Source organism: Eubacterium ruminantium (assembly GCF_900167085.1).
Taxonomy (GTDB): domain Bacteria; phylum Bacillota; class Clostridia; order Lachnospirales; family Lachnospiraceae; genus Eubacterium_Q; species Eubacterium_Q ruminantium.
Genome location: NZ_FUXA01000024.1, coordinates 1 through 13946, shown reverse-complemented (window position 1 = coordinate 13946; position 13946 = coordinate 1). Strand labels below are relative to the sequence as shown.

Here is a 13946-nt window from a genome sequence, read left to right as displayed (position 1 = left end):
AGGAAGAAATTAATATATATTTTACCAAGGCAAAGAAGGCATAGACGACGGTTTATGTATTACACATTCTTATGTGGTCTTCTTTGTCTTTTGTTATTTTATGGAGAGAAGTTATGGAGAAAGCTTATAAGTATAGAATATATCCAAATAAAACACAACAAGAGTTAATACATAAAACTTTTGGTTGTGTTAGGTTTGTTTATAACTATTATTTAGACAAAAGAATAAAAGCTTATCAGGAAAATAAAACTTCATTAAACTATTATGATTGTTGTAAAGATTTAACTAGTCTTAAAAAAGAATTAGAATGGTTGAGAGAGCCAGATAAGGATTCTCTACAGAAATCTTTGAAAGATTTAGATGAGGCGTATAAAAAGTTCTTTAAGGAGCATTCCGGTTTTCCAAGATTTAAATCGAAGAAAAATCATAAAAAATCTTATAGAACTAGTTGTACAAATAATAATATTGAATTTCAAAACAATCATATTAAACTACCTAAACTTGGTTGGGTTAAAACAAGAGATACACAAATATCACAAGGCAGAATACTTAATGCTACTATCTCGCAAGATCCTAGCGGTAAATATTATTGCTCTCTTTGTTGTACAGATATAGAAATAAAACATCTACCACCAACAAACAATCAAGTAGGAATAGATTTAGGTATTAAAGATTTTGCAATTACAAGTGATGGTGTTAAATATTCTAATCCGAAATATTTACAGCAATCTTTAAATAAACTTGCCAAACTTCAACGTGAATTATCTCGAAAAACAAGAGGTGGTTCTAATTGGAATAAAACAAGAATAAAAGTTGCGAGACAATATGAAAAGATTAGAAATCAACGTCATGACTTTTTACAGAAATTATCTACTGAACTTATTAAAGAAAACGATATTATTTGTATTGAAGACCTTAATATATCCGAAATGATACAAGATAATAGAAAGGATATGCGAAGAAATATCGGAGATGTTTCATGGTGCGAATTTACTCGCCAACTTCAATACAAAGCAGATTGGTATGGAAGAATTATTATTAAAGTAGGTAGATATTTCGCAAGTAGTCAAATTTGCAGTTGTTGTGGTAATAAATTTCCTATCACTAAGGATTTAGGGGTTAGACAATGGATATGTCCTAATTGTAAATCTATATTAGATAGGGATATTAATGCTGCAATAAATATACTTAATGAAGGATTAAAACAAATAGCTTAGATAATAATATAAGAACCGCAGGAACTGCGGGGTTAGCTCGGTAATGAAGTAGACATTAGTTTACTAGTCCCGAGAACCACGCGACTTTAGTCGTGTGAGGTTCAGAAATACACTCAAGATTTTGTTGATGAACTTAAAAGCGCAGAATCTGAATTAACTGACTTTCTTAATCAATTAAAAGCCGGTGTTGTTCCGCTTGATGAAATAGATAATAGAATATCTGTATTGGCTACTAACATTGAAGATACTTTATCCAAAAAAGCATTGGGAAATGTAAAAAAAGCCGGAGAAAAAACCCTATCTAATATTGCCCTTAAAATTGATCAAATAATAGCTAAGAATTCAGCCATGGGTAAACAATATGAAGATAGATTTAAAGGTTTAAGAAAAGAATTAGAAGAAGCTGAAAATGTTGATGTTGCCAAGAGAATTATAGCCGATGTTAATCAACTTGAGTCTGAAATAATAAACGCCGGAAAAACTGGAGTTAGTTTTATAGATCAAATAAAACAAAGACTAAGAGATATGAATTCTAAATATATTGCCCAATATTTTAGTTTTCAGGATATCATTCGTTATGCTCGACAGGCAGTCACTAATGTTGTCCAACTTAATGACGCTTTTATAGAATTGTCTAAGGTGTCAAATACCAGCCTTAAAGATCTCGAGTCTGACTTTCAGTCGTATGCTAATACTGCAAAAGATATTGGTGGAACTATAACTGACACGATTAGCGCCACTGCCGATTGGTCAAGGTTAGGATACAACGTACCCGATTCAAAAGAATTGGCAGAAGTTGCTATGTTATATAAAAATGTAGGCGATGGTATTGATATAAATACTGCTAATGAATCTCTTATATCTACACTTCGTGGATTTAAAATGGAAGCCGACGATGCAATCAGTGTTGTTGATAAATTTAACGAAGTAAGTAACAATTTCGCAATTTCATCTGGTGGTATAGGTGAAAGTCTTCAGCGTTCGGCGGCGGCATTTAGTGCAGCAAATACGGATTTATCTCAAAGTATTGCATTAATAACGGCTACAAATGAAATAGTTCAGGATCCTGATGCTGTTGGAAGTATGTGGACTACTGTTAGTGCTCGTATCAGAGGTGCCAAATCGGAACTTGAAGATATGGGCGAAGACACGGAAGATATGGTAGAATCTACGTCTAAACTTCGTGACTTAGTAAAAGGTATAACTGGCGTTGATATAATGCTAGATAAAAATACTTTTAAAGATATTTATACTATAATTACACAAATTGGTGATAAATGGAGTGAAATAAGCGATATTGATCAAGCGGCATTATTAGAAGCCCTAGCTGGTAAAAGACAGGCTAATAGACTTGCTGCCGTGTTAGGTAACTTAGACCACTTAAAGGAAGCATACCAAACTGCGGAAGAATCTGCTGGATCTGCTCGTAGAGAACAAGAAAACTTTGAAAAAGGTATTACATACTCTATTAATCAGGCAAAAGCTACTCTTGAAGAATTATCGTATGATGCAATTAATTCTGATTTTCTTAAAGGATTAGTAAACACCGGAACTAAATTGTTAGAAATTATTGACAAAATAATTGATAAGTTTGGATTATTTAAATCACTTATCATTGGCGGAGCTACTGTCTTAGGCTCCCAAAAGCTGGGTTAATTAAATAGGCTCAGGTGTATCCCCGTGCTACGGCTAAAACCCGTGGATAAAACACAAAGACCACCGAAAGGTGTAGGGTGCACAAGAAAAACCACTGATATAACTGTGGGTGACTCCGCAGTTTGCGATGACCGTGAGGCTCGCATAAGGACTGGAAACCACTATAAATCTCACTTGTTGCGATTTTGCGACAAAATAATTATAGTGTCAATCAGCAGAGAGGCGAACTACTCCGTTGGAGAAAGTGCCGCTCCCAGAGGCTCCCAAGTGGGTGCGTAAAATAGTTATTGAATATATTCAATGATTTTGCGTAAAGGTAGAGTCCACAACACAACCGTGAGAAAGTTGTGAAAAAGTCAACCGTCGGCAGAACTATTACTCTTCTGTCGGGGTCTTGTGCTAGAGTAAAAAAGGAGTAAGGAAATTCCTCACTCCAAATTATTTTTTAAACTTGTTATTAACATATTACTTAAATAAGTTATAGGTTGTTACCACTTTGCGCCACAATCTTTGCATTGTTGATTTTTACCAACAACGCTACCGGCAAGACCAAGTGTTCCGACGCTAAGTATACGTTTAGTGGCGGATATTTTTTTTATGTTGGTACTGCCACAAATTGGGCACTTGGGAATATTAGACTGAGATTGTTGAGATTCGACTGGTTGGTGTCGATTAATATACCATTCTTTGTGTATTTCTTTAAATTCCGACATTTTAGTGGTAAATTCGATAATATTATCTTGTTTAAGTTTGTCCATTGCAAATACAAAATCCTGTTCGAGAGAAATAGCATTTAAGATATTCCATTCATCTTCTGTTAAGTTCATCTCGATTAGTTTAGTTTTGCATTTTGGACAAGTGGAATTGTCTAAGTATGTAAAGGTGGTGAAAAAGCCTCTATACATAGTATAATAATATAGTAGACTTAAATTACTTCCTTTTAACTTAGCTAAGGGACTTTCAGGATCAATTACTAAATATTTACTTTTTACATTATTTCCCAAACAATTTGGGCAATATTTTAATTTTTCACTCATAAAAAAACACCTCCATATATAATATATTTCACAAGAATTATTATACATTATTATGCTATTTAATACAAAGGATTCTAGTACACTATTGGGTGGAATTGTGCAACATAGACAAAATGATTTGGATGCTCGTAAACTTGCACAAGTATATAATGTTTATAGTAATAATCCTAAAAGCTTTTTTAATGAAGATTTTATTAATGATCCCGAATGGGGACATCTTGGAGATAATGTTTCAAAACAGCTTGATTCAATCCAAAAAGCAGCACAAAAAGCGGATAAAACCGGAGCTGAAGCACTTAATGACCTTAAGTTAAAAATGGAAGAAGCTTCTCAGAAATCTACGGTTTTGGGAACTAATATTAAAAACTTCTTTAAGGGTATTGTTAATGGCATAGTTTCGATGTTCGCCGCAACTGTTGTTTCGATAGCTATAGATAAGTTTATTGGATGGGTTGATAAAAAGTTAGACCCATCAAAATATATTCAGAAGGCTGCGAAGAAAGCCCGAGATGAAGTTTCGAAAATCCAAGATGAATTCAAGAGTACGGCTGACACTGTTGACAATACTAAGGAACGTTTTGCCGAACTTGCACAGGAAGTAAATCATTTAGGAACGATTAATCAAAGTCAAGGTACACTTTCCAATGATGAATATAAAGAATTTCTTGATTTAAGTAACCAACTTGCTGAAGTATTTCCAACATTAACACAGGGATATGATGAAAATGGCGATGCTATTCTAAATCTTTCCGGGGATGTAGATACGATTGTAAGAAGCCTTGAAAAACTTGTCGAGGTAGAACGCCAAGCTGCAAATGCGGAAATTGGCAAAAAGATGCCAAAAGTATGGAAAGGTTTTGTAGATGATGTTCGAAATGAAAATATACTTTTAGATGAAGCTGCGGCACATTTAGAGTCAATTCAAAATCAAAAATTTTCTATTGAATCGGGAAAATTGACAAATTATGGTGGTCAATGGACTTCATATCGTAAATGGGATTTCTTAAATGAAGCTGCCAAGGCATCGGGAGTAAAAATTGATTTGGACGATGCTATGGTTCAATATCAGACTACCGGCGAGATAGATTTAAGTTATCTTGAAGAAGAGGATCGTAAAAAGTTAGCCTCGGCATTTAAGGTAATTGAAGACAATTGGGATAGGGAAATAAGAAATCATAAATCTATAATTTCCGCAAAAAACAAGGAAATGTATGATTATATTTCAACACAAATTGTTGATGATGAAAATTACAAAAAACTTACCGATGAACAAAGAAAAATATATGATGGTCTTCTTCTTAACTATGATTACTCGGATGTAATTAAAGACCATGGTGGTAATTATACTGAGGCATTCAATAAAATACAACTTGATCTGAACAATATTATTGGTAAAATTACGGCTAGTGAAGAAACTAAACAAGCTTTTAAAGACTATTGGGATAAAATCTTTTCTATTGATACATCCGAAGGAGTGTTTGTTGAAAACATCGAAAAGATTAAAGAATATATTAGACAACTTGCAGAACTGTTAGGCGTCGAATATATTGATCTAGCTAACATACTTGGTTTTGGAGATATTGATTCTGATATTAATAGAGTCAAAGATGCGTTTATTGTTGATAATTTTTCTGGCAGTTCTAAGAGTACATATGATGTTAATAAGATACTTAAGGAACTTAGTAAAGGTGGAAATGTCGATTTAACAAACAGACCAAAAGTTAACACTGCTTATCTTAATAATGCTGGATGGAAAGACGTTGGTCAAGGCTATGCTACTGTATATTCAAGTACCTTTGGAAATGAAGAGGGGACAAAGTATATAAACTTTACTCCAATAATTGTCGATCCAAAAACTGGAGAATTTAAGGGTGTTTTAACTCCTGAAGAATTGACAGAATACGCTGAAGGTGTTGTTGCCGGGACAAGAGAAGATGATTTAAATCTACAAATTGGTGCTAGTTTTGATACTGTTGAGGCGGCAGAAAAAGCCGCTGAAGAAATTCACAGATATCATGAATTAATAAACGGCGGAGATTATTCTTCTGAAACAAATCTTGGATATATATCATTTGATCCTCGTAAACAAAAAGCCGAACAAGAGGCTAAAAAAGAATATGAAGCATTTGTTGATTCTTTGTCCAAAGAAGATTTCGACTTTTGGAAGAATGCTTTAGACAACGGCGAGATACCACAAGATGTTCTTCATAATGGTGAGGCAGCTCTTAAGGAATACCTTAAGAAACTTCAAGAAATTACAGAAAACAATCCGATTAAATTAAAAGCTTCTACTTCTGTCGATTTAATGGCTGATTTAAAGACGGCGACAGGAAGTCTTAAGGACTTATATAGTCAAACTGTTGATAAAGAAGCTAAAGATGGGCAAGCTACCGGTTTTGCGGATCCAGCTCTTTTGAATAATATTGAAAGCGGATTCAAGAAATTTGTTAAGGAAGCCAAAGATGCGGGAAAAGAAGTTGGCGATTTGTCTGTGGCGCTTGAAGATTTCGAGCAGAAAATGATAGAAAGTCCTGACGATGCAAAGAAAAATATAGATGAGCTTACTACTGCTTATATAGATCAGACGGGAATATTGGAAGATCTAACTGAGGAAAGAAAGGAATGGGCAAAAGAACAGCTTAAGGCAATGGGTATTGAAAATGCCGAAACGGTTGTCGAAACTCGTTTAAATAATACATATAAGCAGAGTCGCAAAAATCTTATTGCTCTTGCCGATGCAGTTAGTGCTCATCGTAAAGAATTAACTGGATATGCCAAAGACTCAAAAGAATTCAAAGAAGCTGCGGGAAGTATCAAAGAATCTGTAAGCAATATGCTTGGTAGTTATAATATTGAAACCGGAGAGATGATTGCTCCGGCGCAAATTGATGACGAATTTATTGCTAATAATTTAGAAGATATTTTACTCCTTATCGAAGGAGACAATGAGGCTCTTGATCGACTTTATGCAAAGCTCGCACTTATAAACGGAACTGAGGTTCTTATTAATGCAAACCTTAATACCGAAGAATACGAATACGATGTTCAGAAACTTACAGAACTTATAGATTATGCCAGTTCAAAGGATATAGAAACATGGGCTTATCTTGATGACTCATATTTCATGAATGGATTATCTGAACTTGTAAATAGTTCTCAGGCGGCGGCAAATGCGGCAAATGCGGCATTTAGTCAAATTGGCATGAGTATTAATTATAGAAACACTGGAACAAGTTCGTTTAGAATTCCTAAACCGGGATCTGGTATCCTTGGAGGTATTGCTTCAGCAGCTGCTATGGTTGCCGACACAATAACGTTTGATAACTTTGAAATTGTTGCCACAAGTAAACGAGGAAGTGTTGGCTCGGGTGCCAATTATGTTCCATCCAGTGGAGGTTCTTCTGGTAGTGGCGGAGGCGGAGGCGGTGGCGGTGGATCCGACTCAACAAAGCCAAAAGAAGAAGCCGAAGAAACATTCGATTGGATCGAAGTTGCAATCAAGCGTATCGAAGAAGAAATCAATCGTCTGGATAAGATTGTTGGAAATTCATATACTCTTTGGGGAAATCGTAACAAAGCTCTTGCTAATGAAATTTCGGAAGTTACCGAAGAAATAAAAGCTCAACAGATTGCGCAGTCAGAATATATGCGAAATGCCAACCTTGTCAAGGTTAATAATGGTAAAGGTCTTAGCGACGATGATTATGGTGAAAATGATGAAGTTGTACGTGAACATGACCAGAAATTATTAGACGAGGCTAGAGCTGCATGGGCAACCGGAGAATATCAACGTAAAGTTCGTGAAGGATTAATGACTGGTGATGATATTGAAAGAATTCAGAACCACTTCCTTTCAGATATAATTAAGAATTATCAAGAATTATATGAAAAATCTGTTCAAGCTGGTGATGCGGTTCAGGATCTCAGAATTAGACTTGGTGACCTCGCTCAAACTAGATTCGAAAATATAAAGTCAGAATATGAAGAATTAATTGCATTCATAACTGATTCTGCCGATTTAATAGATGCGAAAATTTCACGTACTGAAGAACATGGATACTTTGTAAGCAAAACATATTATAAAGATCTTCTTAAACTTGAGAGTAAAAATCTCAATTATTTAGAGGGCGAATATGTAGACCTTATAGAAAAACGTGATGAGGCGGTTGCGGAAGGAAGTATACAAAAGAACTCTTCCGCTTGGAATCAGATGTGTCAAGAAATAGATTCTGTGGCAAAAGCAATTGAGGATTCCAAAACTAAGACAGTTGAATTAAACAATGCAATTCGCCAATTAGATTGGGATATGTTCGATTGGATCGAAGATAGAATTGAAAAGATAAATGAGGAAGCTAGTTTCTTCGTAGATCTTATGTCTAACGAGAAATTGTTTGATGATACCGGTATATTCAATGAACGTGGCGAAGCTACTGCTGGCATGTATGCTATTCAATATGAAACATATATGCGAAAAGCTATGGATTACGCTAAGGAAAGAAAAAAGCTTGAGAAAGAAATCGCTGCGGATCCAGCAAACAAAACTCTTGTTGAACGTTACGAGGAATTAGTTTCGGCACAGCAAGACGCTATTAAGAGTTCGGAGCAATTAAAAGATTCGATGAAGAGTCTTGTGAGTGATGCTATTAATAAACATCTAGAAAGTCTTCAGAAGTTAATAGATCAATACAAGAAGAGTCTCCATGACGCAAGAGACCTCTATTCTTATCAGCAGAATATAGAAAAGCAGGTTAAAGATATTGGCGACATTGAAAAGCAACTTGCTGCCTACGAAGGTGATAATAGCGAAGAAGCCAATGCGACAATACAGAAACTTCGTCAGAATTTGGAGGATGCGCAGAAACAGCTTGAGGAAACACAGTGGGATAAATATATCTCTGAAACGGAAACATTCTTGGATGATATGTATAATGATTATTCTGAGACATTGAATGCCAGATTAGATGATATAGACGCTCTTATGACCGACATGATAGACCACGTAGATAATAATGCAAACTTAATTGCTACCACAATTAGTGATGAAGCAAAACAAGTTGGATATGATCTTACTGATAATTTCGAAAATATACTTAATGGAAATCAGCAGATGCTTACTATGGATTTGCAGAATTCCGCAACTACAGTTGTTACTGCTATTACTAATGTACAGGCGGTAATTGAGGATATTAAGAAGTATGTTCATGCTATGGGTGTAAAATCTAAAGCTATTGTGGATGCGGAAAGCAAGAAGCCTACTGCTGCTAAGAGTTCTTCTAGTAAAGTTGCGGCGGGCGCAAATACTTCTGCCGCTAAGAAGGCTACTGCTCCGTCGACAAAAACCACATCTTCGACAAAGACATCTTCTACTGCAAATAAGGCGACAAACACATCTACAAGTAAGCGTTCCGACAAAGACTATTATGGTGTTGCTCTTGCAATTATTAATGGTGGATATGGTTGGGGCGATGGCGATAATAGATGGAATCGTCTTAAAGCCAAAGGTTTCGATGCCGACAAAGTTCAGAATCTTGTTAATAAACTTTGGGCGGAAGGATATATTCATAGTGGAGCATGGATTGGAAGGTATCAAGGCATCAAAGACCTTTCTCCATTTGCATACAATAAATATGCCAAAGGTTCAAAGGGAATCACACATGATCAGATTGCTTGGACTCAGGAAGAAGGTGCGGAACTTATCTTCCGTAAGGATGATGGTTCATTGTTAATGCCTCTCGGAACTGGGGACAAGGTATTTACTGCACAAATGACAGATAATCTTTGGGATATTGCCAAGGGAAAATTTGCCACTACGGGAATACCTACAAAGAATATTGGTAACACAATCAATAATGCTAATTCTATTTCTATCAGTCTTCCTAATGTAAATAATTATGAAGAATTCAAGACTCAGCTTAAGAAAGATCCGAAGCTTACTGCTTTTATTCAGCAGATAACTCTGGGAGAAGCTGTTAATGGAGTAAAACTTAGCAAGAAAAAATATTGATAATATAAATGATAATGGGGAGTGTCTTCGGGCACTCTCCTATTTTAATAAGGAGTGATTGGAAATGCTAGATAAGACATGGAGAATGGAGCGACTTTCAAAAAAGGTTGAGAGACTTTCAGAAGAAAATCGCCAACTTAAGAAAACAATTTCAGACTTTGAAGCAAAAAACAAATATCTAGAAGAGAAAGAAAAAATATTAGAAAAAACTCAAAAAGAATACGAACAGATTATTGAAGAAGCACATGAATGTCAGCGTGATTATATTAAACTTCTTCAGCAGGTTAAGGAACTGAGAAAAAAGGTTAAAAAAGAAAAATAGGGAAAGGCAGGTGAAGTTATGGACTTCATGTTTGATGGAGAAAGTCTTTCGTCTAAGGGCTATATGGTTTATTACGACAATATTGAAGACGAAGAATTACCAACCTCTTCCATGACATATAAAACAATAAGAGCTGCTATGTCAGATATTTCTCACATGGTAGCACATGAATACGAAGATAATTATTCAAGGGTTTTCGCCATTATGAAATCTCCTTGTGAAAATAATGAAGATATGGTTTTGACCGAAGAAGACATTTCTAATATGACAAGGTGGCTTGTTAGAAAACAATATAAAGAATTTCGTTATGTGGACGAAAACGGCGAACCAAACAGCATATGGTATAAGGTACAAAACAAGGTGGATAAAATTGTTTATGCTGGAGATGTTATCGGCTTAAAGATAACCGTTAATTCAAACGCTCCATATGCATTTGAAACACATAGTTATGAATTTGATTCAGTGGATAACGGCGATGGTACAACTACTTATACTATAGAAGAAGGTGGCGAACAAGTCGAATTTTCTAACGAATTCCCATATTTTCAATCAGATGAGGAAGGATACTGCTATTTTGATATGACTCTAACTTTGAGTAATGTGTCGACGGAATTTCCGGATTTGCAAATTACAACATATCCATTCAATCTCACATCTGTGCAGAACGTGTCAGAAGGTGAAACTATAACAATTCACGGCGGAGACATTTTACAAATTGAATCTGATGATCCAGAACATGTAATGGCAAAAGATTTCAATTATTCATTTCCACGATTTGTGAATGAATATAATAATAAACATACAGAAATGACTATTGGAAATTGTGACGCACATATTGTACTTACATATAATCAAATTAGAAAGGTGGGATTATAATGAGAAAATTTACTTATGATTATTTTCATCACATCTCTTCTCCTACCATTATTCTTTGTACAAGATGGCATAATAACATTGGATTAATAGATAATATAACAAACATATCAAATGAATTTAATATGGCTTCTCATCAGGAAATTTCGTTTGATGTCCATAAATTTTCGGATGGTAAGCAATGTAGTTTATGGAATCAGATAGTCGACTTCAAATATATATATGTAAAAGAACAAGATGAGTATTATGAACTTGAAGTGGATATAGACGAAACTGATGAAACTATAAAACATTGTGTTGGTGTTTCTGCGGGTGAGCGTGAATTATCTCAAAAATATTTAAGAGATTTTCATTGTAATGACGAAGTGGATATTTTGTCCAAGGATAAAAACGGGCAATCTACATATACGGTTACAGTTCTTTATAATCCGGAAGATCCGAAGGGTTCTCTTTTAGACAGAGTCTTGTCGGAGAAATGTTCGGAGTGGACTGTAGATCACGTAGACTCAACAATTGCCGGAATCCAGAGAACATTTACTGTTAGCGAAAGCACTGTATATGATTTTTTCGCAAATACTGTAGCAAATGAAATTGGTTGTTTATTTCAATTCAATTCAGCTAATCGTTCTATTTCAGTATATGACTTAAATAACACTTGTGAAGATTGCGGGTTTAGAGGGGATTTTGTTGATACGTGTCCAAAATGTGGGGGCAAACATTTTATCGAAGGATATGGGGTTCGCCAAAATGTATTTATTTCACCCAAGAATTTTGCCACACAAATAAGCGTTAACGGAGATACGGACAATGTAAAAAATTGCTTCAGAGTGGTTGGTGGCGATGATTTATTGACGGCAACTGTTCGTAATATAAATCCAAATCAATCGAATTATATATATAGATTTTCTGCCGAGACGTTGGCAGATATGCCAAAAGAATTGTCGGATAAAATTAACGACTACAATGAATTGTATCAGTCAAAAATGGCGGAGTACACATCTCTTACGGATGATTGGTACTATGCGCAAGATCAGAAATTGTATTATAAAACATCTATGGCTCCTGAGACTCCAATCCCTCAAGATACCACTGCTCTTGAACAGTTACATGCATTAATGAGTCAAGTTTTTTCGGTATCTGTTCAGAAGTTAGAAACTACATCAAAGTCTTCTGCGGATTTGGCGGTGCAGAATTATGCAAAGGTATTGGTTGATCCTAGATATACTGTAACAGTTTCTGAGTCTACACTTGGAGGTATATCCCAAGGCGTTCGAGTGTGGGAAGGAAAATTTACAGTAACGAGTCTTGGCAAAGTCAATCCTGACGGAACTCAAGATTCTGCAACTAGTGAAGTAAAGAAAATGGTTGGTATCAATGAAGATTATGAGGAATTCTTGGAGCAAAAAATTCAAAAAAGTTTAGATCGTAGTGATGCGTCATTCACTACTATTTTTAACATTGAGGATGATGTTGAATTTAAAACAGCTTTGGAGGATTATTCGTTAGACAGACTTAATTCATTTAGTAATACTTATCAGTCTGTACTCGAAATCCTTATAAAACAAGGAGTCGCAGACACTACTAAAGGTTCTACGGACAACCAAGAATATCTTTATAGGCAAGAGCTATATGATGATTTGTATTTGCCACTCTTCCATCGAAAGAAATGGATAGACGAGGAAGCCGAGGTTAGAGAAATTACGGTTAATGGTTGGCAAGAAAATATTGACACAACTCAATCCGGCAGAGAAGCTATTCAGCGAGATTTAAATTTTCGAGACTATATTGGCGATGAATTATGGACTGTGTTTAATCTATATCTTCGAGAAGATACATATAGTAATTCAAATTATATATCAACGAATTTAAACAATGAACAGCTTATACAGAAAGCTACGGAATTATTCGAAGTTGCCGAAAATGAATTGTATAAGGCGAGCGAGTTACAGTATAACTTAACCGGTACTTTGAATAACTTTTTAAATACTGAAGAATTTAAGGATTTTAAAAATAATTTTCAGATTGGCGATTGGATTATTTGCGAGGCGGATGACCGACTATATAAACTTCGTCTTATCAATCTTGGGTATGATTATGATTCTCCAGAATCTTTGCAAGTAACATTCTCAAATGTTTCAAAAACAAATACTACAATGAATGATGTGCAAAGTATATTACGTCAAAGTTCATCAATGGCGACTACATATAATTATGTTGCACATCAGGCAGAACAAGGAAATGAAGCTCAGACAATCATAAATACGTTTGTTCAAGAAGGTTTGGATTCTGCCAGATACAATATTTTAAGCGGAGAAAATCAAGAGATAACTATAGATGATCATGGGCTGACTGGTCGTGAGTATATAGATGTTCTAGAAGATTATTCTCCAGAACAAGTTAAACTTACTAATAATATGTTGGCGTTTACTAAGGACAATTGGGAAACTGCATCTCTCGCACTTGGAAAACATACTTATACAAAATACGATAAGGATGCTCAGACATTTAAGAGCGATGAAGATTATGGATTGTCTTCCACTTTTGTACAGTCGGGATATATATATGGTAGCCAAATTGTCTCCGGAGATATATATTCTGAAAATTATAGCGAAATAGAAAAAACTGGAACGCACATTGATTAAATTGCGAACGCAAACTCGTGACTTTAGTCGTGAGTAAGTGAGCGTTTACAAAATAGTCAGCGTATAAGGAAACTTGTACGTAGTGGCGGAGAAATCTGTCCAACAAAGCAAACGAATATGCTGGAAATGCGTAAAGCTAATAGAACTACAACGTAGGGATGAAACAAACTCAAACGTGATAGTTGCGAAAGCAGA

7 protein-coding genes are annotated in these 13946 nt (G+C 35.2%); 6 read left to right on the top strand and 1 reads right to left on the bottom strand.

Annotation, left to right across the window (positions count from 1 at the left end):
* Positions 1-113 precede the first annotated feature (113 nt).
* Together tnpB and B5D25_RS12215 are read left to right on the top strand one after the other, a co-directional pair.
* A complete protein-coding gene (tnpB, locus tag B5D25_RS12220) occupies positions 114-1217 on the top strand; it encodes an IS200/IS605 family element RNA-guided endonuclease TnpB (protein WP_078788245.1) in 1104 nt (367 codons plus the stop codon).
* A 225-nt stretch (positions 1218-1442) separates the two neighbouring features.
* Positions 1443-2873: a phage tail tape measure protein gene (locus B5D25_RS12215; RefSeq protein ID WP_078788244.1), complete on the top strand. Its 1431-nt coding sequence runs from the start codon at positions 1443-1445 to the stop codon at positions 2871-2873.
* A gap of 488 nt (positions 2874-3361) precedes the next feature.
* Here B5D25_RS12215 and B5D25_RS12210 read toward each other — a convergent pair whose 3' ends face one another.
* Positions 3362-3910: a hypothetical protein gene (locus B5D25_RS12210; RefSeq protein ID WP_078788243.1), complete on the bottom strand. Its 549-nt coding sequence runs from the start codon at positions 3908-3910 to the stop codon at positions 3362-3364.
* 85 nt (positions 3911-3995) lie between these two features.
* On the opposite strand from B5D25_RS12210, the gene B5D25_RS12205 reads away from it, so the two are divergent.
* The 4 genes from B5D25_RS12205 to B5D25_RS12190 all read left to right on the top strand — a co-directional run bounded on the left by B5D25_RS12205 (position 3996) and on the right by B5D25_RS12190 (position 13751).
* The gene (locus B5D25_RS12205; protein ID WP_159444179.1) at positions 3996-9914 is read left to right on the top strand and encodes a hypothetical protein; all 5919 of its coding nucleotides are present in this window, start codon (positions 3996-3998) and stop codon (positions 9912-9914) included.
* Positions 9915-9978: 64 nt separating this feature from the next.
* Positions 9979-10236 carry a hypothetical protein gene (locus tag B5D25_RS12200; RefSeq protein WP_078788241.1) on the top strand — a complete coding sequence of 86 codons (258 nt, stop codon included), beginning with the start codon at positions 9979-9981 and terminating at the stop codon, positions 10234-10236.
* Positions 10237-10254: 18 nt separating this feature from the next.
* Positions 10255-11112, top strand: coding sequence for a phage tail domain-containing protein (locus B5D25_RS12195; protein WP_078788240.1), 858 nt, complete (start codon positions 10255-10257; stop codon positions 11110-11112).
* Positions 11112-13751: a hypothetical protein gene (locus tag B5D25_RS12190; protein ID WP_078788239.1), complete on the top strand. Its 2640-nt coding sequence runs from the start codon at positions 11112-11114 to the stop codon at positions 13749-13751. The genes B5D25_RS12195 and B5D25_RS12190 overlap by 1 nt, the downstream gene beginning before the upstream one ends.
* Positions 13752-13946: the final 195 nt, after the last annotated feature.